Genomic DNA, 24,205 nt, shown 5'->3' on the forward strand with positions numbered 1-24,205 from the left:
CGGTATGCCCACTGATCAGGGGCGACGCGGTTGGGGCACCCCGCCCCGGTGTTCCCGGTAGAGCGTCTGGGCGCGCTCGGCGAGATCCTTGGTGGCCGACGAGTTGGCCCAGGTGCCGAGGATGATCGCGGCCCCGGGGACGACCTTGGCGAAGACCCGCTTCGCCGCCCGCACCCCGGCCATCCGGGCCAGCCGGACGCCCAGTTGCAGCATCACCCGCCCCAGCGGGTTCTGGGCCGCGTGGCCGAACAGCGCACCGGCCCGCTCCCGACCGGCCGCGACGCCCAGCGCCAGCCGGGCCGTCTCGGCCGCCTTGTGCACCTTCTGCAGGACGAGCAGGTCGGTGGCCCGGTCCGGGTGCTCAGGGTCCACCCCGTACGCGGCGGCGACGTGCAACACCAGGCGGGCCTGGGTCCAGGCCAGCACCCCGACGTCGATGACGGCACCCGGTAGCCCCGCCGCGCCGGAGACCGCCCCGGAGAGCCGGGCCCGGTTGACGAAGCGCCGGATCGCCTGCTCGGCCAACTGGTCGGCGGTCGCGTCGGGTCGTCCCGCCCGCGCCCTGGCGAGCCACTGCGCCGCCTCCGGGCCGAGCCGGCGGACCGCCTCCAGGGCCAGGTGCTCCGGGGCGTACTGCGGATCTTCCCGCATCCGGTCCCAGAGCCGGGCCGGCGGCGCCTCGGGGGCGTCACCCGGGTCACCCGCCGGTGCTCCCGGCACCGCCGTGACAGCCACCCCCGGCACCGCTGCGACAGCCGTTCCCGGGGCCGCCGGTGGTGGCGCGGCCGTCGGGGCGGCGGGCGGCGGCGCGGGGACCGCCGGTGTGTCGGCCCGGACCGGCGGCGTGGGGACGGTCGGTTCGTCGTCGACAGGCACGGCGTCGGTCACAAAGGCTCCCGGGGGTGGAATCGGTTCAGGGGCGGTCAGCGGCGGCGACCCGACAGCTTGCTGGCAGCCTGCTTGAGCCGCGCCTGGTTCTCCGGCTTGGCCAGCTCGCGCCGACCCCGGTCGACCAACTGCTGCCCCTTGGGCGAGCGCAGGAAGGCGCTGATCCGCTGCATCAGTGCTGACATGTCGTCCTCCGATCGGGTGTCCTGCGTCATGTGTACCCGATTCGAGCAACCGCCAACCGTCCACTGTGTCCGGTCGAGGATAACCACCGACCGGTTTCGCCCCGAACGGACCCGACCGCCCCGCACGGCCCGGGCCCGCAGGACGGGACGAACGGGACCGGCCCGCCCGAGCCGGGCTCGGGCGGGCCGGGTCACCGGGGCGGATTCCGCTCCGGCCGGACGGGGGTGGCTCAGACCAGGATGGCGCCGACCACCTCGGTGGCCCGCCACTCGTGCTGGGCGTAGAGGTCCGGGTAGGCCGAGATCTGCACGGCCTGCGCGGCGACGGTCAACGGCAGGTCCTCCCAGCCGGGAATCGCCAGCAGCGCGGTGAGGAACGCCCGGGTGGCGAACGCCGGGTCCATCAGCTGACCGACCTCGCCCCAGCCGCTGCTGGGCCGCTGCTGGAACAGCCCGACCGAGTCGTGGTCCCAGCCGATCGCCTGGTGCGGGTAGTTCTGCGACTCGGGCAGCACGCCGCTGGCGTAGTTGTAGAGGTTGCTCTCCTGCATCGCGGTGGCCACCGCGATGATCAGGGCCCGGCGGGGCACACCCATCGCCCGCCCGGCCTTGACGATCTCCTTGGCGTTGTCCATCTGGGCCTGGTCGAGACCGGCCACCGGGACGATCCGCTTCGGTTTCGGCTTCGGCGTGGGCTTGGGGCGGGGCTTGGGCCTGATGGTCCTGGTCGCGGTCGGCGTCGGGGCGGCGGCCGTCGGGCTGGCGACGGTCGGGCTGGCGGTGGGGGTGCCGGGAACGATGGTGACCGGGGTACGGATCTCGGCGCGGGAGGCGGCCTGCCGGCTGCGCTCGGCGAGCGCCGCCTCGGTGCCGGCCCGGTCGGCGGTCGGCTCGTCCGGCAGGGCCTGTGCGCCGGCGACGGCGGTCGCGCCGAGGCAGCAGAGCACCCCGGCGGCGAGGGCCACCCGGGTACGCACCGGGCGGCGTCGGAGGTTAAGGAGCCCGCCGAGGCGGGTACGGAAGGAGCGGGGTTCATCGAGAACGCCGACCTGAACGGACGAGGGGGTGTCGTCCGAACGGCCAGTCATGCCCTTGGGGGCGACCTGGTCGTCGATGGTGTCGTCGTCACGCATCCGCCGAGGCTAGACACGCTCCTATCCGGTGACCCACCGTCACAGGGTGGCCCTCATCACAATCGCGCACCTACGGGTGGGACACCCGTCGTGGACGCGCGGCCAGGGTGACAGACCTCCCGCAACAGGCATTACGGTCAGGAAATCCGGGCAACGTCGTCCCGCGTGGTCAACCGCCCAGAGCGCCGCGGCCGGCCGCATGATCCACTATGTCCGCCTTTCGGGTGACAGGCCGGAACCATCCGACCGAGTCGCCCCGGCACTATCGGCGAATTGGTGGCTTCCTCCGGGTTTGATAGCCGGATCGGTCACGACACGCCCAGTGCTGGAATGGATGACGCCGACAGGTACGTTCCCCGAACCGGGTGCCGTCCGCGCACGGTCGCCCGTACGCGCGTGTTTCCTCAGGAGGTCCGACCGGTGCTCGACCCACACGAGCTCTACGAGCTCACCGACGATCTGCCCGACCTCGGCCAGCCGGTGCTGATCCAGGCGCTCACCGGCTTCGTCGACGCCGGCAACGCCAGTCGGCTGGCCCGCGAGCAGCTGCTCACCTCGCTGGACGCCCGCACGATCGCCACCTTCGACGTCGACCAGCTCTTCGACTACCGGTCCCGCCGCCCGGTGATGACCTTCGTCGAGGACCACTGGGAGGACTACGACGCCCCCGAGCTTGCCCTGCACCTGCTGCACGACGACGACGAGACACCGTTCCTCCTGCTCACCGGCCCGGAGCCGGACCTGCAGTGGGAGCGTTTCGTGGCGGCGGTCAGCGCGGTGGCCGCCCGACTCGACGTCCGACTCACCGTCGGGCTCAACTCGATCCCGATGGCCGTGCCGCACACCCGACCCACCGGGGTCACCGCACACGCCACCCGCCGGGAACTGATCTCCGGCTACGAGCCGTGGTTGCAGCGGGTGCAGGTCCCGGGCAGCGTCGGGCACCTGCTGGAATACCGGCTCGGCCAGGCCGGCCGGGACGCCCTCGGGTTCTCCGCCCACGTGCCGCACTACGTCGCGCAGACCGAGTACCCGGCCGCCGCCGAGGTGCTGCTCTCCTCGGTGTCGCGCAGCACCGGCCTGCTGCTGCCCAACGACAGCCTCCGCTCCGCCGCCGAGGTGGTCCGGGTCGAGATCGACCGGCAGGTCGCCCAGACCGACGAGGCCGCCGCACTGGTCACCGCCCTGGAGGAGCAGTACGACGCGTTCGCCCGGGGACGGGGCGAGAAGAACCTGCTGGCCGCCGAGACCGGCCCGCTGCCCACCGCCGACGAGCTGGGCGCCGAGCTGGAACGCTTCCTCGCCGAGCAGACCCGACCGGGCGACACCCCGGGCACCTGACCCACCCGTACCACGGCGGCGGCGACCCGACCCGGGACGCCGCCGCCCGGTCATCCCCGAGGTACCGGCACGCCGAGGGCGGCCCGGCGAGCCCCCGCGCCGCCAGGATCGGCGAGCCCCTGCGCCGCCAGGATCGGCGGTGCGCGGAGCCCGCAGCGGCGGGGAGCCGGTGACCACGCCGACTCCGCTGCCCGGCGGGGCGGGCCGGGATGCGGCAGGCTGGGCACATGCGCCTGGCGACCTGGAACGTGAACTCGGTGAAGGCCCGCCTCCCCCGGCTGCTGGACTGGCTCGCCGGCACCACCCCCGACGTGGTCTGCCTCCAGGAGACCAAGTGCCCGGACGGGGCCTTCCCGGTCGCCGAGGTCGGTGAGCTGGGCTACGAGGTGGCCAGCCACAGCGACGGCCGGTGGAACGGGGTGGCGATCCTGTCCCGCGTCGGCCTGACCGACGTCACCGTCGGCTTCCCCGGCGAACCGGGCTTTCCGCAGCCCGAGGCCCGCGCCATCTCCGCCACCTGCGCCGGGGTCCGGATCTGGTCGGTGTACGTCCCGAACGGCCGGGCGGTCGACGACCCGCACTACGCGTACAAGCTGGCCTGGTTCGCGGCGCTGCGGGACGCCCTGGAACCGGAGGTGGCCGCCGGTGGGCCGGTCGCCGTCTGCGGGGACTTCAACGTCGCCCCGACCGACGCCGACGTCTGGGACCCGGCGCTCTTCGTCACCTCCACGCATGTCACCCCCGCCGAGCGGGCCGCCCTGGCCGCCCTGCGCGACCTCGGGCTCAGCGACGTGGTGCCCACCCCGATGAAGGGCCCGCACCCATACACCTACTGGGACTACCGGGCCGGCATGTTCCACCAGAACAAGGGCATGCGCATCGATCTGGTGTACGCGTCCGCGCCGCTGGCCGCGACGGTCCACGCCGCGTACGTCGACCGGGAGGCCCGCAAGGGCAAAGGCCCCTCCGACCATGCCCCGATCGTGGTCGACACCGACCAACCAGCTGTCGACGCACCCTGACCCGCCCCGGGACAGCGCCGCCAACGGTTCCGGCTCCCGCCTATGGGGGCGCCCCCTCCTGTCAGGGCGTGCCCCGCCCGGGGCGTCCCTGCGTGCCGCTGCCGCCTATCGGGGGTGGGACGTCTTGGCGCGGTCGACGAAGCCACGCCACGCTCCAGGCCTACCGGGGGCCGGGCCGGATCACCGGCGCCGGGTCGCCGCACGGCCCTGGCCGTGCGGCGAGGCGAAACTCGCGCTCCTCGCGAGGTACGACGGCGACCGGCCGGGCCTGTTGATCCTGCTGTCCCGGTTGTCGGTGGAGGCGACCGACCACCTGACGCGACTCGACAGCGGTCGCCAGGCCGACCTGACCGACTGCTTCCTGACCTGGGCCCGCCCGCCCGCCGACTGACCGTCCCGCGCCGGCCGCGCCTCTCCCCCACCACTCTGCCGGCGGCTGCCCGCCCCCGCCCGCCATCCGGCCGGCCGGCGACCGGGCGACGCAGGCGGATTGTGGAGAGTTGTTGCGCCCCTGGCGACAACAACTCTCCACAAAGCCGCGTGCGCTCCGCGCTCCCCCCGCCGGAGGCGCGTCTCCCCGCGCTCGGCATGCGCCCACGCCCCGCAGCCCGCGCGCCACGCGCCGCCCCGGGTCCGCCCGCCGCATCCTGCACGGCAACTCCGCGTCGCGCGGGCACCACCGACGGCGTACGGCCAGGCTGGCCGCCGGACGGTCCGGCCGCAGGGGCAGGGTTAGGGTGGTGGGATGGCAGTCGTGAAGATCAACGCGATCGACGTCCCGCCCGGTGCCGGCGAGGAGTTGGAGAAGCGGTTCGCCGCTCGGGCCGGCGCGGTGGAGAATTCCCCGGGTTTCCTCGGCTTCGAGCTGCTGCGCCCGGTCGCCGGGGAGAGCCGCTACTTCGTCTACACCCGGTGGGAGACGGAGGAGGCGTACCAGGCATGGGCCGCCGGGTCGTCCCGGGCCGCACATGCCGGCGAGGACGGCGAGCAGCGGCGGCCGGTCGCCTCCGGCGCGACGCTGCTGGAGTTCGAGGTGGTCCAGCAGGTGACCGGCAAGGGCTGACCGGCGATACCGCCCGCGGCGGTCGCCGGCGGGCGGCTCAGATCCAGGGCAGGACGGGGGCGGTGGCGGGGGCGGCCAGCCGGGCGAGCCAGCCGGCGATGCCGGCGGCACCCTGCATGAAGCCGGGCTCCGGCGGCAGCTGCGGCGGGGTCCTGGTGTGCTCGGTGTTCGACCAGGTGACGCCCGCCGAGGTGGACACGGTACGGGCGAGAACGTCCTCGGCGAGCGTGTCGGCCCAGGTGAGCAGGGCGGGGTCGCCGGCATCCTGGAAGCGGTCGACCAGCATCTGGCCGACCCCGGCGGTGCCGCAGCAGCGGGCGAGATTGTCCCAGTACCCCGGGTAGAGCCGCTGCGGGAGACGGCTGTCGCGCAGCGCCCCCAGGCATTCCTCGACGGCCAGCCGCCAGCGGGGCTGCGGGTCGACGGCGTCGAGGAGGGCGAAGAGTCGTACCGTGCCGGTCGGGCCGTGGCACCAGCCGAAGGTGACCGCCGGACGGTCCGGGCGGGGCGGAACCAGCAGCGGCAGCGCCCACCCGCCGGGGCGGCGCCCCAGGGCCAACAGTCCGTCGGCGGCGCGCACGGCGATATCGCGCAGATCGTCGCGACGCAGGGAGTCGCCGGCTGTGGCCAGGACGTAGGCGACGCCGGCCGTGCCGTGGGAGAAGCCGGGCATGAGGCGCTCGTCGCCCGCCCGCATCCGCCAGTGCAGGCCGTCGGGCCGGTCCTCGGCCAACCCCACCAGCCCGTCGGCCAGGACGTGGGCCGCCTGCGCCACCACCGGATCGGCGTCATCGTCGAGGACGTCGAGGAGGGCCAGCAGGATGCCGGCGTCGCCGGAGATGACATCGGAACACCGGCCCGGGTCCACCGGACGGCGCAGCAGCCGCTCGGCTATCCGGACCGTCACCGATGCGGCGGTGTCGAGGGCCACCCGGTCGCCGGAGACCCGGCCCCAGGCGCGCAACGCGACCGCCACCCCGGCCCAGCCGCCGAACAGCCCGTCGTCGGGCATCGTCGCGGCGTCCGGCTCGTGCCGGGCAAGATGCACCAGCCGACCCCGGGCCCCGGCCGCGACCCGGCCGAGCGCCGACCCCGCTGCGGTGGCGACGCCGTCGGTCGTGGTGACGACGGGCCCATCGGCCGGGTGGCGGCCGGTGGCCGTGGCCTCGGCACAGCCGAGCAGCACCCCGGCGGTCCCGGCATAGAGGTCGTCGAAGCGTTCACCCGCCTCCTGCCACCCCAGACCGCCCTCGGCGGGCACCGCCACCGACTCGATCCACCTGAACGCCTGCCGCACCACGTCCGCCGTCACCGCGCCGATCCTGCCACCGCCGCCCGACGGCGTCCCCGCAATATCGGGCGCACACCCCGGCCACGACCGGTCGGGGTGGGCGGTCCCGGCCGTGCCCCGGTCAGGCGGCGGACCCGGCCGGCGCGGCGGGGCGCGGGGGTCAGGGTGAGCGGGGGTCAGGGTGAGCGGGTCTCGGCCAGCGAGGCGAAGGCGATGACGTTGTCGGCGTAGCCGGTACGCCCGCCGATCCACTGGCCACCACAGGTGATCAACCGCAGGGCCGGCGCTCCGCTGTCGCCGTAGACCCGGTCGGCGGGCAGGGCCGACTTGTCGAAGAACTCCACCGAGTCGACCCGGAACACCACCACCCGGCGGTCGTCGCGGGTCACCTCGATCCGATCACCTGGCTTGAGTTTGCGCAGGTCGTAGAAGACCGACGGCCCGTCCTTCGAGTCGACGTGGCCGACGATGATCGCCCGGCCCGGCTCGCCGGGGGTCGGACCCCGGTCGTACCAGCCGGTCTCCTGGTGCCGGTCCAGCGGCGGGACGTCGATCGACCCGTCCCGGGCCTGACCGACCGGGGCCACCGGGGCGGCCACCTTGATCGTCGGAACGGTGAGCCGGACCGGTCGGCTGGCCGGCAGGCCGCCCGGCGTGGGGCTCTGCCGGGCACCGGCCGCCGGACGCTGCGCCGTCGTGTCGGTCCGGTCCAGTGGCCCGACCGTACGACCCAGCCCGGCCCCGGTGGCGAAGACACCCAGCAGCACCAGCAGCACGGCCAGCGGCACCGACCAGGGACTGCGGGTCGACGCCGGGCCCCCGGGCGACGCCGCCGGCCCGGGGACGCCCGGCTGCGCCGTCGGCCCACCGGGCGGTGGGAACGGGCCACCACGCGGCGGGAACGCAGCGACACCCGGCGGGATCAGCCCACCGGGTGGCGGGAACGGACCGCTGCGGGGTGGCACCGGGCCGCCCGGCGACGCCTGGCCACCGGGTAGCCGGACCGGGTCGTGGTGCTGCGGGTTCGGGCCGGGGGACGGTCGGAACGGACCGTTACGGGGGCCTGAGGGGACGGGCGGTGGGGGCATGGTCAGCTCCCGGCGACGCCACGCGGCCGGCGGGCCGCCACGATCCCGACGACGGCCCCGGCGATGGTCAGCGCCAACCCGCCGGGCACCAGCAGTCCGCCGGGCAACCCGCCGTCCGCCGCACCGCCGAAGCCGGTGTGCGGACCAGGGCTGGGCTTGACCTTCTTGACCACCTGGAGCGCCGTCGAGGCGGTCGCCCCGTCGGGACATTCCAGCTTGATCCGGTAGTTGCCGGGCCGGACCCGGTCCCTGACCATCGGGGCGGCGGTGAGCCGTCCGTGCTGCGGCTGCACCTGGACCCGACCGAAGGCGTCCGAGACGACTGTCGCCGGGATCGAGTTGTCGTGACAGCTCGCCTCGATGCCGACCAGATAGCCAGGCTCGACGGTGCCCGGGGTCACCTCGACGAAGACCACGCCGGGCGGTGGTTGCGGATCTCCGCCCTGGTCCGGCGCGGGTTGCCCCGGGCCGGGGGCCGCAGCAGCGACCGCCGGGCCGACGACCGGCCCGGCCAACAGCAGGGGCGGACCAGCGAGCAACGGCACAGCCGGCGGGACAGCCGCAACCGGGACAGCGGAGACCGGGACGGCCGAGATGGGCGGAGCAGCGGAGACCGGGGCGGCGTGCCAGAGCGCGGGGGCGAGGGCACCGACGGCGACCGCCAGCGCGGTGCGGTACAGCGCGATCGCCACCATGTCCCCCTCCCGGCGCCCAGGGCAGCGCCGGACGACCCGGACGCCGACCTGCCGTACGGGATGAATCGTCTCACCCCCCGACCGACGGCACATCCGATACGGCGGAACCGTCGCGTACGCTCGGGTCGCTGTGACCTCCATCGACCAGAACCCCGCCGTCCCGGTGGCCCCGTCGGCCACCCGGATCCGCACCTTCCATCCCCGTCGGGGCCGGATGAGCAGCCGGCAGACCGACGCGCTGGCCCGGCTCTGGCCGGCGTACGGGATCGAGATCGCCGACCTCGACGGGCCGGTCGATCCGGCCGGGTTCTTCGGTCGCGGTGCGCCGGTGGTGCTGGAGATCGGCTCGGGGATGGGTGACGCCACCGCGGCGATGGCCGCCGCCGACCCGGACCGGGACTACCTCGCGGTCGAGGTGCACACCCCGGGCATCGCCCACCTGCTCGACCTGGTGCAGCGGGACGGCCTGGGCAACGTCCGGGTCGCCCAGGGTGACGCGCTGGACCTGGTCCGGGCCATGCCGGAGCGCTGTCTGGACGCGGTGCACGTGTTCTTTCCCGACCCGTGGCCCAAGTCGCGGCACCACAAGCGGCGCATCATCCAGCCGGAGCACGTGGCGTTGCTGCGGTCCCGGCTGGCCGGCGGCGGGACGCTGCACTGCGCCACCGACTGGGCCGAGTACGCCGAGTCGATGCGCTCGACGCTGACCGCCGACCCGGAGCTGGTCGACGGGTACGCAGGCTTTGCGCCCCGCCCCGACCACCGCCCGGTGACCAAGTTCGAACGCCGCGCGCTGACCGCCGGGCGTCCCGTCTTCGACCTGATCCACCGCCGCCGCCCCTGAGCCCGTCGGACCGCCCGCCCGGCGGCATCCGACCGCCGGCGACACCGCCTCCTCGGCCATCCGGGAAACCGGGCGGGTGGCGGGGACCGATCGGGGCGGGCGGGTGGCCCGGTTGGCGGGCGGGGTGGTGGTGCGGGCACGATGGGGACGCTATGACGCTGACTGCCGCGCTGCCTCGAAGCGCCGACCCCGACACCCTCTTCGACGCGTTCGCCGGCTGGGCGTCCGAGCGTGGGCTGAACCTCTACCCCCACCAGGAGGAGGCGGTCATCGAGATCGTCTCCGGCGCCAACGTGATCATGAATACGCCGACCGGTTCGGGCAAGAGCCTGGTTGCGATCGCGGCGCACTTCACCGCCCTGGCCGACGACCGGACGAGCTTCTACACCGCCCCGATCAAGGCCCTGGTGTCGGAGAAGTTCTTCGCGCTGTGCGAGGTGTTCGGCGCGGAGAACGTCGGCATGCTCACCGGCGACGCCAGCGTCAACGCCGACGCCCCGATCATCTGCTGCACCGCCGAGATCCTGGCCAACCTGGCGCTACGCGAGGGGGCACGGGCCGACGTCGGCCAGGTGGTGATGGACGAGTTCCACTTCTATGCCGAGCCCGACCGGGGTTGGGCCTGGCAGGTGCCGATCATCGAGCTGCCGCAGGCGCAGTTCGTGCTGATGTCGGCCACCCTGGGGGACACCACCCGGTTCGTCGACGACCTGACCCGGCGTACCGGCCGGTCCACCGCCGTCGTCCGGTCGGCCGAGCGGCCGGTCCCGCTGATCTTCTCGTACGCGATGACGCCGCTGCACGAAACGCTCGAAGAGCTGCTGGAGACCAAGCAGGCCCCGGTGTACGTGGTGCACTTCACCCAGGCCGCGGCGCTGGAACGCGCCCAGGCGCTGATGAGCGTCAACGTCTGCTCCCGGGCCGAGAAGGACATGATCGCCACCGCGATCGGGAACTTCCGGTTCACCTCCGGTTTCGGCAAGACGCTGTCGAGGCTGGTGCGCCACGGCATCGGCGTGCACCACGCCGGGATGCTGCCCAAGTACCGCCGGCTCGTGGAGACCCTGGCCCAGGCCGGCCTGCTGAAGGTCATCTGCGGCACCGACACGTTGGGCGTGGGCATCAACGTGCCGATCCGCACCGTGCTGTTCACCGGCCTGAGCAAGTACGACGGGGTACGCACCCGGCTGCTCAAGGCCCGCGAGTTCCACCAGATCGCGGGTCGGGCCGGACGGGCCGGCTTCGACACCATCGGGCGGGTCGTGGTGCAGGCCCCCGAACACGTCATCGACAACGAGAAAGCGCTGGCCAAGGCCGGCGACGACCCGAAGAAACGCCGCAAGGTGGTGAAGAAGAAACCACCGGAGGGCTCGATCGGCTGGGGCGAGCCGACCTTCCAGCGCCTGGTCGAGGCCGAGCCGGAGCCGCTCACCTCCAGCTTCCAGGTCAGCCACTCGATGCTGCTCAACGTGATCGGCCGGCCGGGTGACGCGTTCGCCTCGATGCGGCACCTGCTCACCGACAACCACGAGGACGCCGCTGCCCAGCGCCGACACATCCGTCGGGCGATCGCCATCTACCGGGCGTTGCGCGCCGGTGGGGTGGTCGAGCAGCTCGACACGCCCGACGAGACCGGCCGGCGGGTCCGGCTCACCGTCGACCTCCAGCTCGACTTCGCGCTCAACCAGCCGCTGTCGCCGCTGGCGCTGGCCGCCATCGAACTGCTCGACGTCGAGTCCCCGTCGTACGCCCTGGACGTGTTGAGCGTGATCGAGTCGATCCTCGACGACCCCCGCCAGGTGCTCTCCGCGCAGCAGTTCAAGGCGCGCGGCGAGGCGGTCGCCGCGATGAAGGCCGACGGCATCGAGTACGAGGCCCGCATGGAGCTGCTCGACGAGGTGACCTGGCCGAAGCCGCTGGCGGAGCTGCTGCACGCCGCGTACGAGATGTACCGGCAGGGGCACCCCTGGGTGGCCGACCACCAGCTCTCCCCCAAGTCCGTCGTGCGGGACATGTACGAACGCGCGATGACCTTCGGCGAGTACGTGCAGTTCTACGGGCTGACCCGCTCCGAGGGCCTCGTCCTGCGCTACCTCGCCGACGCGTACAAGACGCTGCGGCAGACCGTCCCGGAGGACGCCAAGACCGAGGAGCTGATCGACCTCATCGAGTGGCTGGGCGAGCTGGTCCGCCAGGTCGACTCCAGCCTGATCGACGAGTGGGAGCGGCTGCGCAACCCCTCCGACGTCGCCGACGCCGCATTGGCGCACGCGTCGCTTGAGGAGCGGGTGCCGGCGGTCACCCGCAACGCCCGCGCCTTCCGGGTGCTGGTCCGCAACGCGTTGTTCCGTCGGGTCGAGCTGGCCGCCCTGCGCCGCTGGTGGGACCTCGGCGAGCTGGACGGCGCATCGGGCTGGGACGCCGACGCCTGGGCGGAGGCGCTGGAGCCGTACTTCGAGGCGTACGACGGGATCGGGGTGGGGCCGGACGCGCGCGGCCCGGCGCTGCTCATGATCGAACAGGGGCGGGAGAAGTGGGCCGTCCGGCAGATCCTGGACGACCCGGAGGGCGACCACGACTGGGGGATCAGCGCCGAGGTCGACCTGGCCGCCTCGGACGAGGTGGGGGCCGCCGTCGTCCGGGTGACGGACGTCGGGCAGCTCTAGCGCGGAGGTCGGGGTGCGGTCGGCTGCCGGATCGACCTGACGGTGGTCGACCCGGCCCCGCCGACCGTGCTCGACCCGGCCCCGCCACGGTGCTCGGCCCCGCTCCGCCACGGTGCTCGACCCGGCCCCGGCGAGGCGGCGGCATCACCTGTTGGTGACACCGCCACCTCGCCCACGGTGCGCCCGCACCGCCCGGGTGACCGGATCGGTCAGGAACCGGCGGGTTCCTCGGCCGGTCCCGCCGCCGTGGCGGCGTGCAGACCGTGCGTCGCGAGATCGTCGGCCACGGCCAGCCCGAGCCGCACACCGCCGACGTTGGGGCCGAGATCGATCCGGTCCTCGTCGTCCACGGCGAACGCGTCGAACACCCAGTGCACCCCGAGGTAGACCCGGCTACGACCGTTCTCCTCGATCATCTGCCACAGCCCGCCGGGGAACCGGCGTGCCAGGCGTGGACGTACCGTGCCGGTGTTGTCCACGCTGATGCCGTTCAGTTCGTCGGACACGAACTCCAGCCCGTCGGCGAGGTCGTCCGGGCCGTGGCCGCCCCGGCCATAGAACTGGCGCACCGTCTGCAGTGCCGCCGCACCGAACGTCGCGTGACCCGACGGGTAGGCGGGGAAGTTCGGGGTGCGGTTCTTCTGCCCGACGTTGTTGGTGTTCGGCGCACCCGACGGCAGCCACCCGATGTCAGTGTCCGGGTCCAGTTCCGTACCGCCCTGTCCGGTCGGCCCCAGCGCACTGTCGTGCTCCCGGATCCCGACCACCGGACGCCACAGGTCGTGGCGGTACTTCTCGGTCCAGCAGAGAATCCCACCGTCCGCCATCGCGGTGTTGACCAGTGCGAACAGCCTGGCGTTGGCGGCCGGGTCGTTGTCCCGCGCCCGGGCGACCCGCCGGACGATCTGGTTGAACAGTCGTGGTGGCGTGCCGAGGCCCTTGGCACCGTCGTAGGCCCAGAACAGCCCGATGCCGGTTTCGGTGGGCGTCCGCTGCGGGAACCGGTCGGGCAGCGTACCGGTGAGGTGCGCAGCGATGCCCTTGCCGCGGATCTGCCGCAGGGCCCGCCGGTAGGCCCGGTCGCCGGGACGCGGCGGGCCGTCCAGACGGTGGCGGACGCTGACCGCGAAGCAGGCTGAGCGGGCACCGTGGAAGGGCGCGTAGAAACCCTGCCCGGGGTTGTCCGGGTCCTCCCGGTGGTGTTCCGGGGCGAGCGAGGGCACGTAGCCCTCGTCGCCGTGACCAGGGTCGCCCCGGCGCAGCGCCAGCAGCTTCCCGGCCACCCGCCGCCCGTAGTCGTGGCTCTCGGCGGCGTGTTTGCCGTCGACCAGCCCGGCCGCGAGGTGCCGGGCCGCGAAGTGGTCCCGCTGCGCCGGGTAGAGCGCGCTCAGCGTCGTCCGGGCCGCGCCCGCGACGGCGGCGGCCACGTCGCCCCCGGTCGGCGGCGTCGGCAGCCGGTTGCCGAGGTACGGCTCCTGCCCGCCGACGATGCCGAAGAACGCGTCGTGCATGGCGAGGTGGGTGATGGCCAGCGCCCGCGAACTGCCGAGCGGGCCCCGCGCCCCCGCCTCGGTCGGATCACCCGTCGTGTGGGTGACCCGGTCCGCTTCCAGAGCGACCTCGTTCCAGTACATGATTGGGTCCACGATGCTCCCCCGAGGTGTGGTGGACAGACAGTTTCTCGACACCCGTACCGTATTCGGATGGGCGGCCAGAATTTGACGCGCATTGCGGGAACAATGCCGTTGGGTGCAATTCTCGCCGGATCTGAGCTGCGGAGACGTCGGCGATTCGACGCCCCGATCCTGGATTGGATGTCGACAATCAATGGTTGCCACCGGCGGCACGACGGGTCAAGCGAAAGCACCGAAATTGTGGGCGACTGTCGGGAGTAGGCATTCGAGAAAACGGTGCAACGGAACCGGGCACGTACGTTGTGCCAGGTGACAGCCCCGCCCGGGGGTCGACCACACGGGGCTGGGCCACGCGCCCCCGCCCCGGAGCTTCCGGCGGGCGGGCCGCGTCCACCGGACGCGCCGGGCCGACGATCTCCGGGACCCGGTGATGTTCGGACCGCAACGATGCGGCGCCGGCCATCTCTGAGACCCTATGTAGCCAAACTCGCCGACCCTATGTAGCGTACGGCCCATGGCGTCATCCCCTCGTATGACGGCCGCCGTGGCCGGCGTGCTGGCGGCGTTTCTCACCGACCCGGCAGCCGAACGGTACGGCCTCGACATCATGCAGGTGACCGGCTATCCCAGCGGTACCGTCTACCCGATCCTCAGCCGGCTGCAGCACGCCGGCTGGCTCGACGCGCACTGGGAGGACATCGATCCCTCCGCGGCGGGCCGGCCGGCCCGTCGCTGGTACCGGCTCAGCGCCGACGGCCTCGTGGCCGCCCGGGCCGGGCTCGCCGCCTACCGGCAGCGCACCGCCACGCCCGGCGCGGCCGTCCGGGTGGAGCCGACGTGGGCTTCGTAGACCGGCTGATCGCGGCCTGCCTGCGGACGGCCGCCCGGCGTTGGCCGGTCAGCCAGCGCGACGACATGGCCCGCGAATGGGTCGCCGAGGTCGCCATGCTGCGGCAGCGCCGCGGCACCGGATGGCGCCGGATGGCCTTCGCGGCCAGTCTCGCCGTCACGCCGCTGACCTTCGACGAGAGTGGGGCGCCACGCGGCAGCTGGGAGTGGATGCGGGCTGGGGCGACGCTGCGGACCATGGCGCGGGTAGCGATGGCCGGCGCTTTCGGCTACGGGCTGGCCCTGGTCGTCCGGGAGATGGTCACGTCACTGCCGGAACTCGTGCCGGCCGACGACACCGGGTTCCTGATCGGCCGCCTGTTCCATGCCGGCGTGACCGCCGCCGTGGTGATGGTCTACGCCGTCCTGGTGGGTCGGTGGGCCGGTCGGCGTGTGGCGCCGGAGCCGGGCCCGGCAGGCAGTCTGGGCGCCGCCGCCTCGGTGGTCGTGCCGCTGGCCGTGCCGATGCCGTACGTTCTGGCCGAGCTGACCTACGAACCGCTGGTGGTGTCCGTGGCGATGGCCGCGGTGTGGGCGGTGACCACCGGGTTGCTGGTGGTCACCGGCATCCGCGGCGCCCGGATCTGGCCGGTGGTCGCCGTGCCGGTCGCCGTGGTCCTGCCGCCCGTCGTCGGCGTGCTGTTGTCGCAGGGCGTCCCGGGCGTGCCGATGTTCCTCCTACCAGACCAGCTGGCCGGCGTCGGACTGTTCCTGCTGCCATGGACGGTGTGTGCGGTCGTCTTCGGCCGGGCCGTGGTGCGCCGCTGGTCGGCACCGGCCGAGGACGGGCTCGCGTCGCGGGCCTCGGCTGCCGTACCCGCCGTTGCGGTTCCGGCCGCCGGTCCCCGGGTCACCGTGGTCCGGGTTGTGCTGACGGTGCTGGCCGCCGCCGCGGCGCTGGTGTGGGCGATCGGCATGACGGTGTGGCAACCGTTGAGCGAGCCGACCGACGGCGCGATCGGCGAGAACAACACGTACTGGGCCCGGGAACTGCGCTGGAGCGCGTTGATCGCGATCGTCCTGAGCCTGGTCGTGCAGGTACGCGGGGACCGCCGGGCCACCCGCGGCGTGCTGTTCGGCGGGGTCGCCGGGCTGGCCGCCGACATCGTGCTCGACCAGCTGGACCTGACGTCCTCGGCCACCACCGGGCTGGCTGTCGCGGCGGTCTCGGTCGCCGTGGTGGCCTGTGCAGTCATCGGCGCCGCAGCGGTCGTGCCCCGCCCGCCGGTGCTGCTGACCGTGGCGATCGTCGCCGCCGTGCTGTCGGCCATCACGACCCAGACCGAGTCACCGACCGACGGGGAGCCCGGATTGAACCTGGGCAGTGCGGCTGCTGGTTCGCTGCTTGCGGCGGTCGCCGTGCTCGCCGCGGTCCGCGCGGCCGGGACGGTCAGCCGCTGGCGGGCCGCCGCCACGGTTGCGGCCGTCCTGCTCGCCGCCGCCGGCCCGTGGCTGGTGCGCCTGCGGTATCCGCAGCCCGTTGACGGCCGGTTCCACGGGGTCCTGCTGGCCCTCGCGCTGGCCCTGTTCGCCGTGGTGATGCTGGCCGGGTCCCGCCCGCGCACGGCCCGGCAGTGGCTGCGCCCCATGGTGGCCCTCGCCGTCGCTGCAGTCGCCATCCCTGCGCTGATCGTGCCGCTGACCTACCTCTCGATCCTCCTGCCGGTCGGCAGCCTATTCACCGCGATGGCCGGCAGCCCGCCGGTCAACAGCGCCGACCAGGACACCATCGGAGCGCTGATCGCGGTGGTGGTCGGCCTGGTGGTGGCGCGGCTGCTGCGGCCGCTGGTGTTGGACCCGGCGCCGGGATTGCCGGAGTCGGGCGTCACCGCACCGGCCGGTCAAGGCGAGCCGCCGTTCTGGCGGGCGTTCCAGGGCTCCTGAGCAGCGCGGACACGGCTGCTGGCCGGTCCAGCCGAAGATCTCGGTCGGCTGGTCGCTGGCCAGCGCCCCGAAAGTAGGTCTGGACGGTCATCGCGGAGTCCGTCAGACCTGCATCGTGTACGCCACGAACGGACCGTTCCATGTCAACCCCCGCCAGGTGGATCTGGACACCGCAAGGCTCGACTGGACAGGACAAGAGAACCCCCCTCCAGACCCTGGGAGATGTCACACCCGTCGATTAGAATGTATGTACTAATCGAGTTCCTGACCTGGGAGGACGCTCGTGACCGCGCCCGTCAACGCCCCCCTCACGCCGTACGCCACCCTCCTCGGCTTCACCCGGTACGTCGACCGCACCGGGCCCACCAAGGCAAGCTTCGTCGGCGGGCTGCGCAAGCAGCGAGCCAGCCGGCACGGCTTCAACCCGCACGGCCAGTTCGTCAAGGCGCTCAAGGCCGACATCGCCTTCCACACCGGCGGCACCCACCTGGCCGGCGTGGCCGACGTGGTCAAGCCGCGCTGGCGTCCGCTCTACCAGGCACTGGTGCCCGGCGCGACGGCCTGGCTGGAGTCGCTGGGCGAGCCGGCCGGCATCGACCTGGCGCAGACCCGCGACGCCCTCGCGATGCTCGGCGACCTACCCGTCAAGATCAACCCCCACTTCGGCATCCGGTACGCCGACGGTCACGCCGAGGCGGTCCGGCTGCACTTCGACGAGACCCCGCCGAGCGAGGAGGCGGCGTTGGCCACCCTGCACCTGATGGCCCGGCACATGGACGCGGTGCTGCCGCACGCCGAGCCGGTCCTGGTCGACGTGCGGCGGGGGGTGGCGCACCGGACACCCGAGCACGTCAAGTCGGCACAGGTGGAGCAGTGGTTGGCCGGCGAGGCCGCCGCCTTCCGCGCCATCTGGTCCACCGCCGCCTGATCCCGGGCAACGGCCGGTCCGGGAGGAGCAGAGCCCACCCGGACCGGCCAGCGCCCACCGGCAGCCCACCGACCCACCGCGACCACCCTCCCCCGGCCCACCCAGCAGCGCACCCCCCAGCAGCGTCGAGGCTCGGACGCTGCTGGCTTTCACCACCCCGCCCATCCCGCCGCGCGGACGCCCCCTGGACTCGGTACCACGGGGACCGGCGTAGCGAGGCCGAGGATGCGGGTCCGCGCGGCGCAAGATCGTGCTCGAACCAGGATGTAGTGGCCTCCAACTGCGGTCGGAAAAGACGCACCCGGTGCCGGGGAAGGGGCCCAGGTGTCAGGGAAGGGGCCACGGTGCCGAGCAAGGACCCCCAGGGTTCGGGGCAGGGCCCCTGGTGCCAAGGAAGGAGACCCGGGTCCGGGGAGGAGGCCCGTCCTACTTCGGAGGGCGGGCGAGGTGGATCAGTCCGTCAGGTGCTGGCCAGGGCATCGAGGATCTTGTTGGCGATGCCGACGCGGATCTTCCAGGCATCGCCGGAGACGTCATGCGTCACGCTTGCCCTGACGGATCGAGACCCCGACGTCGACACCGAGGACCCACGGTTCGACACCAAGGAGCGGCCGACGGGTAGCTGCCGGAAGAACTCGCGCCAGCCGAGAAGACCGCGCAGGAACGCCTCCACCGAGTCCAGCGACGCCAAGGATCGGCCCACGGTTCGACACCAAGAATCGGCCCACGGGTTGACGCCAAGGACCGAGGAGTAGAGAACAGGGGCTCCACACCGAGAAGCCGGGACCGGGAGGGATCGGGGCTCGACGCCGGGTCAGTCCTCCGAGGCGGGCCGGCTGGCCGGGACCGTCGGCATCGGCCACTGCCCGGTCCGCACGATCGCCGACGCATCCAGCTGCTGGTCGGCCCAGACGTAGCTGTCCGGCAGCAGGTCGGTCACCGGCAGTTTCCGCAGCGCGTCGATCGGCCCGACGATGACCTGGATGCCCGGGTGGTAGTCGAGCAGTACCTGCCGGCATCGTCCGCACGGCGGGAGCACCCCGCGCCCCCGGTCGCCCACGGCGACGATGGTCTCCAGTTCCGTCTCCCCCTGGGTGGCGGCGGCGCCGAGGGCCACCAGCTCGGCGCAGGGGCCGCCGGTGAAGTGGGCGAGGTTCACCCCGGTGAACACCCGGCCGTCGGCGGTCCGGGCGGCCGCCGCGACGGAGTGGTTGTCGCTGCGGCAGCGCAGCTTGGCGACCGCAGTGGCCGCCTGGACCAGTGCGCGGTCGGTGTCCAGCATCGTCGTCGTCATCCGGCAGCCCCCCGTGTCGCGTCGTCCGGCGGTCAGCGTAGCCCGGCGACGGCCGGTTTCCCGGGCAGCGCTCCGACGGACGCGGCGACACCTGGACCGCCCGGCCCGCAGCACCGTGACCTGCGTCTCGACCCCCTCGGCCCGCAACGCCGTGACCCGTCGGCGCGTCGACACCGTGACCTGCCCGGACCGGAGGCACCCGACGGTGGACGCGGCGCCGCGCCCGAAAGCCGCTACCCGGGGGCCGCCCCGCAACAGACCGCCACCCGGACCACATCCACACGGCGGAGGCGGCGCCGTAGCCCGGGAGGCGTAACCCGGGGGCGGTCCGGCGGCGGGCTGCCTATCCTTGGCGACGACATGCAGAATCCAACCGCCTCCGGCCCCGCCGCGCCCGCCGATGCCGTGTCCGCCCGTGAGCTGCACCGCCGTCTCACCCCGCTGATGTTCCGCGACCAGCGCCGCCTCCAGCGTCGGCTGGACGGGGTACGCAAGCTGCGTGACCCGCAGCGGCGCGACGAGGCGCTGGTCGAGATCGCCGGGGAGGTGTCCCGGGCGGAGGCCCGGCTGGCCACCCGGCGGGCCGCCGTGCCGAGCATCACCTATCCGGCGCAGTTGCCGGTCAGCGAGCGCCGCGACGACATCGCCGCCGCAATCCGTGACCACCAGGTGGTGATCGTGGCCGGTGAGACCGGCTCCGGCAAGACCACCCAGCTGCCCAAGATCTGCCTGGAGTTGGGGCGTGGGATCACCGGGCTGATCGGGCACACCCAGCCCCGCCGGTTGGCCGCCCGGACGGTCGCCGACCGGATCGCCGAGGAACTCGGCACCGAGCTGGGGGACGTGGTCGGCTACAAGGTCCGCTTCACCGACCAGGTGAGCGACCGCAGCCTGGTCAAGCTGATGACCGACGGCATCCTGCTGGCCGAGTTGCAGACCGACCGGATGCTGCGCCAGTACGACACCCTGATCATCGACGAGGCGCACGAGCGCAGCCTCAACATCGACTTCATCCTCGGCTACCTGCGGCAACTGCTCCCCCAGCGGCCCGACCTCAAGGTGGTCATCACCTCGGCGACGATCGAGACCGCCCGGTTCGCCGAGCACTTCGCCGACGCCGACGGCCGGCCCGCGCCGATCGTCGAGGTGTCCGGGCGGACGTACCCGGTGGAGGTGCGCTACCGGCCGTTGGTCGAGGTCGCCGAGGGCGACGAGGACGGGGCCGACGACGAGGAGAACGTCCGCGACCAGATCCAGGCGATCGGCGACGCGGTGCAGGAGCTGGCCGCCGAGGGGCCGGGCGACATCCTGGTCTTCCTCAGTGGGGAGCGGGAGATCCGGGACACCGCCGAGGCGTTGGGCAAGCTGACCCAGTCGAAACGCTCGCTGCTGGGCACCGAGATCCTGCCGCTGTACGCCCGGCTGTCGGCGGCCGAGCAGCATCGGGTCTTCGCCGCCCACCCCGGTCGCCGGGTGGTGCTCGCCACGAACGTCGCGGAGACCTCGCTGACCGTGCCCGGCATCAAGTACGTGGTGGACCCGGGTTCGGCCCGGATCTCCCGCTACTCCAGCCGGTTGAAGGTGCAACGGCTGCCCATCGAGCCGGTTTCCCAGGCGTCGGCCAACCAGCGCAAGGGCCGCTGCGGCCGGACCTCCGACGGTATCTGCATCCGGCTCTACGACGAGCAGGACTTCGCCTCCCGGCCGGAGTTCACCGACCCGGAGATCCTGCGCACCAACCTGGCCTCGGTGATCCTCCAGATGACCGCGATCGGTCTCGGTGACCTCGCCGCGTTCCCGTTCATCGACCCACCGGACCGGCGCAACGTCACCGACGGGGTCAACCTGCTGCACGAGCTGGGCGCGTTGGACCCGACCGAGGCCGACCCGGCCAGGCGGCTCACCCCGTTGGGCCGGCGGCTGGCCCAGCTCCCGGTCGACCCCCGGCTGGCCCGGATGGTGATCGAGGGCGAGCGTAACGGCTGCGCCACCGAGGTGCTGGTGATCGCCGCCGCGCTGTCGATCCAGGACCCGCGGGAGCGGCCGGCGGAGAAGCAGGCCCAGGCCGACCAGGCGCACGCCCGGTTCGCCGACTCCGAGTCCGACTTCGTGTCGTTCCTCAACCTGTGGCGTTACCTGCGGGAGCAGCAGCGGGAGCTGTCGTCCAGCGCGTTCCGCCGGATGTGCCGGGCGGAGTACCTCAACTACCTGCGGGTACGCGAGTGGCAGGACATCGTCGCCCAGTTGCGCCAGGTGCTGCGTACCCCGGAACAGGGTGACGGGCGGCGGGGGCGGCGGGGCGCGACGCAGGCCCCGCCCGACGGGGGCCGGCGCGGTCCGGCCGCCGACCTGCCGGAGGAGATCGACACCCCGAAGGTGCACCAGTCGCTGTTGCCCGGCCTGCTGTCGCACATCGGGCTCAAGGACGCCCAGAAGCACGAGTACCTGGGCGCGCGGGGGGCGAAGTTCGCGGTCTTCCCCGGCTCGGCGCTGTTCAAGAAGCCGCCGCGCTGGGTGATGGCCGCCGAGCTGGTGGAGACCTCCCGGCTGTGGGGCCGGGTCGCCGGGCGGGTCGAGCCGGAGTGGGTGGAGCCGCTGGCCCAGCACCTGGTCAAGCGCAGCTACAGCGAGCCACACTGGGAGAAGAAGCAGGCCGCCGTGATGGCCTACGAGAAGGTCACCCTGTACGGCGTCCCGCTGGTCACCTCCCGCAAGGTCAACTTTGGGCGGATCGATCCGGCGCTGAGCCGGGAGCTGTTCATCAGGCACGCCCTGGTCGAGGGGGACTGGCAGACCCACCACCCGTTCTGGCGGGACAACGAGAAGCTCCGCACCGAGATCGAGGAGCTGGAGAACCGGGCCCGCCGCCGGGACATCCTGGTCGACGACGAGAGCATCTTCGCCTTCTACGACCAGCGCATCCCCGCCGACGTGGTCTCCGGGCGACACTTCGACGCCTGGTGGAAGAAGGCCCGGCACGAGCAGCCCGACCTGCTCACCCTCACCCGGGAGGTGCTGGTCAACGCCGGGCGTGGCGGGGTCGACGAGGCCGACTTCCCGGACGAGTGGCAGGCCGACGGGGTGACCCTGCCGCTGACGTACACCTTCGACCCGACGGCCGCCACCGACGGCGTCACCGTCGACATCCCGCTGCCGCTGCTCAACCAGGTGCCGGCGGAGAGTTTCGACTGGCAGGTGCCGGGGCTGCGCGAGGAGCTGGTGATCGCGTTGATCCGGTCGCTGCCCAAGCCGATCCGACGCAACTTCGTCCCGGTGCCGGACCACGCCCGCGCGGCGCTCGCCGCGATCACCCCCGGTGCGGAGCCGCTGCTGGACGCGCTCAGCCGGCAGCTGCGCCGGATGACCGGGGTGACCGTGCCCCGGGAGGCGTGGGAGCCGGCGAAGCTGCCGCCGCACCTGCGGGTGACGTTCCGGGTGATCGGTGACGCCGACAAGCCGGTCGCCGAGGGCAAGGACCTGCCGGCCCTGCAACGCCAGCTCCGCCAGGAGGTACGCCAGGTGGTGGCCGCCGCCGCACCGGAGGTGGCCCGGACCGGGCTGACCGGGTGGACCATCGGCACCCTGCCCCGCACCATCGAGCAGGTCCGGGCCGGCTACGCGGTGACCGCCTACCCGGCGCTGGTCGACGAGGGTACGACGGTCGGGGTGAAGGTCTTCGACTCCGAGGCGGAGCAGGCCGCCGCGCACTGGGCGGGCACCCGGCGGTTGTTGCGGCTGACCGTGCCGTCACCGGCGCAGTTCCTCCAGGGGCGGCTGAGCAACGAGGCGAAGCTGGCGCTGAGCCGCAACCCGCACGGTGGGGTGCAGCAGCTCATCGCCGACGCCGCCGGGGCCGCCATCGACAAGCTGATCGCCGACGCGGGCGGGCCGGCCTGGGACGCCGACGGCTTCGCCGCGCTGCGTGACCGAGTCCGCGCCGACCTGGTCGACACGGTGGTGGAGGTGATGGGCCGGGTCCGCCAGGTGCTCGCCGCCGCGTACGCGGTGGAGCAGCGCCTCGGCGCGACCCGCAACCTGGCCGTGGTGGCCGCCCTCGCCGACCTGCGCCAGCAGCTCACCGGCCTGGTGCACAAGGACTTCATCACCGAGACCGGCTACGCGCGCCTGCCCGACCTGCTGCGCTACCTGACCGCGATGGAGCGCCGGCTGGACCGGCTGACCGCCAACCCGCAGCGGGACAAGTCCCAGCAGGACCGGATCGCCACGGTGCAGAAGGAGTACCGGGACCTGGTGGCCGGGCTGCCCCCGGCCCGCCGCGCCTCGGCCCCGGTGCGGCAGATCCGCTGGATGATCGAGGAGTTGCGGGTGAACGTCTTCGCGCAGGCCCTCGGCACCCCCTATCCGGTCTCCGAGCAGCGCATCTACCGCGCGATGGACGACGCCGAGGGGCGCTGATCAGGGCAGCGGTTCCACGCCCGGCGGCAGGTCGCTGGTGCTGGTGGCCGCGTGCACGTAGTCGAGCAGGATGCGGCGCAGCTCCCGCCCGGCGTGGGTGGGCACCACGTCGCGGCGGCGGGCCACCGCGATGGTCCGGCGCACCCCGGGCGGGGCGAGCCGGGTGACCCGGATGCCGGGGCGGCGGCTGACCACGATGCCCGGCACCAGGGCGATGCCCAGGCCGGCCTCGACGAAGCTGAGCACGGCGTCCATCTCGCCGCCGTCGACCGAGAAGGTGGGCTCGAAGCCGGCCTCCCGGCACGCCTGGATGGTGGCGTCGCGCAGGTCGTAGCCCTCGCGGAACATCACCAGCGGTTGGTCGCGCAGGTCGGTGATCCGCAACTCGCCGCTGACCAGGGCGGCGGGCAGCGGCTCCACCGAGGCGATCACCAGGCTCTCCCGCAGGATCGGGTCGACCCGCAGCCCGGGGTCGGCCCCCTGCGCGGGCATGATGATCAGGGCGAGGTCGAGGTCGCCGCGCAGCAGGTCGCGGACCAGGTCCTGCGAGCCGCCCTCCTCGACCCGCAGGTCGACGGCGGGGTGGGCGTCGCGGAACCGGCGCAGCACCGGTGGGGCGAGCGAGGTGGCCAGGCTGGGGGTGGCCCCGAGCCGGACCCGGCCCCGGCGCAGGCCGACCAGTTCCTGCACCTCCCGGGTGGCGGTGTCGACGTCGGCGAGGATGCGCTTGGCCAACGGCAGCAGCACCTCACCGGCGGCGGTGAGGGCGATGTTGCCGCGTACCCGCTCGAACAGGGGGGCGCCGAGGGCGGTCTCCAGAGCGTGAACTTGCTTACTCAACGACGGCTGGGTTATGCCGACGAGGTCGGCGGCTTGGGTGAAATGTCGTACTTCAGCCACCGCGACGAAGTACCTCAGCTGATGGAGCTGCATCTTCATAGCTTA

At 73.2% G+C, this 24,205-nt stretch carries 19 protein-coding genes; 9 read left to right on the top strand and 10 right to left on the bottom strand.

Going from position 1 to position 24,205, the window contains the following annotated elements:
- Positions 1-15: 15 nt before the first annotated feature.
- From AB0C22_RS18030 to AB0C22_RS18040, 3 genes are all read right to left on the bottom strand, one after another.
- Positions 16-735, bottom strand: a complete 720-nt coding sequence (locus AB0C22_RS18030) for an EcsC family protein (protein WP_357536115.1) — start codon at positions 733-735, stop codon at positions 16-18.
- 188 nt (positions 736-923) lie between these two features.
- The gene (locus AB0C22_RS18035; protein WP_172898379.1) at positions 924-1,073 is read right to left on the bottom strand and encodes a hypothetical protein; all 150 of its coding nucleotides are present in this window, start codon (positions 1,071-1,073) and stop codon (positions 924-926) included.
- Between the two features lie 230 nt (positions 1,074-1,303).
- Positions 1,304-2,206, bottom strand: a complete 903-nt coding sequence (locus AB0C22_RS18040) for a peptidase M23 (RefSeq protein ID WP_357535967.1) — start codon at positions 2,204-2,206, stop codon at positions 1,304-1,306.
- A 420-nt stretch (positions 2,207-2,626) separates the two neighbouring features.
- On the opposite strand from AB0C22_RS18040, the gene AB0C22_RS18045 reads away from it, so the two are divergent.
- From AB0C22_RS18045 to AB0C22_RS18055, 3 genes are all read left to right on the top strand, one after another.
- Positions 2,627-3,547: a PAC2 family protein gene (locus AB0C22_RS18045; RefSeq protein WP_208568975.1), complete on the top strand. Its 921-nt coding sequence runs from the start codon at positions 2,627-2,629 to the stop codon at positions 3,545-3,547.
- A gap of 227 nt (positions 3,548-3,774) precedes the next feature.
- Positions 3,775-4,569: an exodeoxyribonuclease III gene (locus AB0C22_RS18050; RefSeq protein ID WP_357535969.1), complete on the top strand. Its 795-nt coding sequence runs from the start codon at positions 3,775-3,777 to the stop codon at positions 4,567-4,569.
- A 745-nt stretch (positions 4,570-5,314) separates the two neighbouring features.
- Positions 5,315-5,632, top strand: coding sequence for an antibiotic biosynthesis monooxygenase (locus tag AB0C22_RS18055; protein WP_357535971.1), 318 nt, complete (start codon positions 5,315-5,317; stop codon positions 5,630-5,632).
- A gap of 37 nt (positions 5,633-5,669) precedes the next feature.
- Here the strand turns inward: AB0C22_RS18055 and AB0C22_RS18060 are convergent, their stop codons facing one another.
- The 3 genes from AB0C22_RS18060 to AB0C22_RS18070 all read right to left on the bottom strand — a co-directional run bounded on the left by AB0C22_RS18060 (position 5,670) and on the right by AB0C22_RS18070 (position 8,706).
- Complete coding sequence (locus tag AB0C22_RS18060) at positions 5,670-6,944, bottom strand: lanthionine synthetase LanC family protein (protein WP_357535973.1); 1,275 nt, start codon at positions 6,942-6,944, stop codon at positions 5,670-5,672.
- 155 nt (positions 6,945-7,099) lie between these two features.
- The gene (locus tag AB0C22_RS18065) at positions 7,100-7,711 is read right to left on the bottom strand and encodes a class F sortase (protein ID WP_219469397.1); all 612 of its coding nucleotides are present in this window, start codon (positions 7,709-7,711) and stop codon (positions 7,100-7,102) included.
- A 302-nt stretch (positions 7,712-8,013) separates the two neighbouring features.
- The gene (locus AB0C22_RS18070) at positions 8,014-8,706 is read right to left on the bottom strand and encodes a hypothetical protein (protein ID WP_357535975.1); all 693 of its coding nucleotides are present in this window, start codon (positions 8,704-8,706) and stop codon (positions 8,014-8,016) included.
- Between the two features lie 214 nt (positions 8,707-8,920).
- Between AB0C22_RS18070 and trmB the strand changes: the two genes are divergently transcribed.
- Positions 8,921-9,550, top strand: coding sequence for a tRNA (guanosine(46)-N7)-methyltransferase TrmB (gene trmB / locus AB0C22_RS18075; RefSeq protein ID WP_219470850.1), 630 nt, complete (start codon positions 8,921-8,923; stop codon positions 9,548-9,550).
- A 152-nt stretch (positions 9,551-9,702) separates the two neighbouring features.
- Positions 9,703-12,216 carry a DEAD/DEAH box helicase gene (locus AB0C22_RS18080; protein ID WP_208568981.1) on the top strand — a complete coding sequence of 838 codons (2,514 nt, stop codon included), beginning with the start codon at positions 9,703-9,705 and terminating at the stop codon, positions 12,214-12,216.
- 209 nt (positions 12,217-12,425) lie between these two features.
- Here AB0C22_RS18080 and AB0C22_RS18085 read toward each other — a convergent pair whose 3' ends face one another.
- Positions 12,426-13,862: a vanadium-dependent haloperoxidase gene (locus tag AB0C22_RS18085; RefSeq protein WP_219469393.1), complete on the bottom strand. Its 1,437-nt coding sequence runs from the start codon at positions 13,860-13,862 to the stop codon at positions 12,426-12,428.
- 502 nt (positions 13,863-14,364) lie between these two features.
- On the opposite strand from AB0C22_RS18085, the gene AB0C22_RS18090 reads away from it, so the two are divergent.
- The 3 genes from AB0C22_RS18090 (at position 14,365) to AB0C22_RS18100 (ending at position 17,550) form a co-directional block, all read left to right on the top strand.
- The gene (locus AB0C22_RS18090) at positions 14,365-14,700 is read left to right on the top strand and encodes a helix-turn-helix transcriptional regulator (protein ID WP_219469388.1); all 336 of its coding nucleotides are present in this window, start codon (positions 14,365-14,367) and stop codon (positions 14,698-14,700) included.
- The gene (locus AB0C22_RS18095; RefSeq protein ID WP_357535978.1) at positions 14,688-16,622 is read left to right on the top strand and encodes a hypothetical protein; all 1,935 of its coding nucleotides are present in this window, start codon (positions 14,688-14,690) and stop codon (positions 16,620-16,622) included. Before AB0C22_RS18090 ends, AB0C22_RS18095 begins: the two co-directional genes overlap by 13 nt.
- Before the next feature lie 283 nt (positions 16,623-16,905).
- Positions 16,906-17,550 carry a hypothetical protein gene (locus tag AB0C22_RS18100; protein WP_208568983.1) on the top strand — a complete coding sequence of 215 codons (645 nt, stop codon included), beginning with the start codon at positions 16,906-16,908 and terminating at the stop codon, positions 17,548-17,550.
- A gap of 460 nt (positions 17,551-18,010) precedes the next feature.
- Here AB0C22_RS18100 and AB0C22_RS18105 read toward each other — a convergent pair whose 3' ends face one another.
- Positions 18,011-18,223, bottom strand: coding sequence for a hypothetical protein (locus tag AB0C22_RS18105; protein ID WP_357535980.1), 213 nt, complete (start codon positions 18,221-18,223; stop codon positions 18,011-18,013).
- A 141-nt stretch (positions 18,224-18,364) separates the two neighbouring features.
- On the bottom strand, positions 18,365-18,844 hold the full coding sequence (locus tag AB0C22_RS18110; protein WP_208568985.1) for a cytidine deaminase: 480 nt from the start codon (positions 18,842-18,844) through the stop codon (positions 18,365-18,367).
- Between the two features lie 360 nt (positions 18,845-19,204).
- Between AB0C22_RS18110 and hrpA the strand changes: the two genes are divergently transcribed.
- A complete protein-coding gene (gene hrpA, locus AB0C22_RS18115) occupies positions 19,205-23,260 on the top strand; it encodes an ATP-dependent RNA helicase HrpA (protein ID WP_357535982.1) in 4,056 nt (1,351 codons plus the stop codon).
- Here hrpA and AB0C22_RS18120 read toward each other — a convergent pair whose 3' ends face one another.
- Positions 23,261-24,199 (bottom strand): LysR family transcriptional regulator, encoded by a 939-nt coding sequence (locus tag AB0C22_RS18120; RefSeq protein WP_208568987.1) that lies wholly within the window; start codon positions 24,197-24,199, stop codon positions 23,261-23,263.
- Positions 24,200-24,205 lie beyond the last annotated feature (6 nt).

This window comes from Micromonospora sp. NPDC048894 (assembly GCF_040649765.1).
GTDB lineage: Bacteria > Actinomycetota > Actinomycetes > Mycobacteriales > Micromonosporaceae > Micromonospora > Micromonospora antibiotica.